This is a genomic window from Pleomorphochaeta sp. DL1XJH-081, from assembly GCF_049310885.1.
Lineage (GTDB): Bacteria > Spirochaetota > Spirochaetia > Sphaerochaetales > Sphaerochaetaceae > CAYZJV01.
Map to the genome: position 1 here is coordinate 1 of NZ_JBMDYO010000104.1, position 271 is coordinate 271.

A 271-nucleotide genomic window follows, 5' to 3' on the forward strand; every position below is an offset into this window, starting at 1 on the left:
CCCCCCACCATTTGTCGAAAATCTTGAACCTTTTCTCCCTGCCATGCTCAATGTAGTGCCCTTTCTTCTTGTGCATACCTGTTCTGTAATATTCAGCAATCTCCAGAGGCTCGACAAGGAGCTTGTAAGAATGAGACGCGTTCACATACTTGGTCAACTTGTGGAAATCATGAGTCAGTTGATTGGTCTGCAGCATCTGGATCACTTCGTCCCAAAACTGTCCAAGCCTAACGCGGTTCAAATTCACTTTAGACCCTCTCTTCGAAGTGCT

1 protein-coding gene is annotated in these 271 nt (G+C 46.1%); it reads right to left on the reverse strand.

All coding sequences use genetic code 11. From position 1 onward, the window contains the following. A partial coding sequence (locus ACODJP_RS14070; RefSeq protein WP_422482564.1) for a hypothetical protein occupies positions 1 to 247 on the reverse strand: 247 nt, incomplete at its 3' end. Positions 248 to 271: the final 24 nt, after the last annotated feature.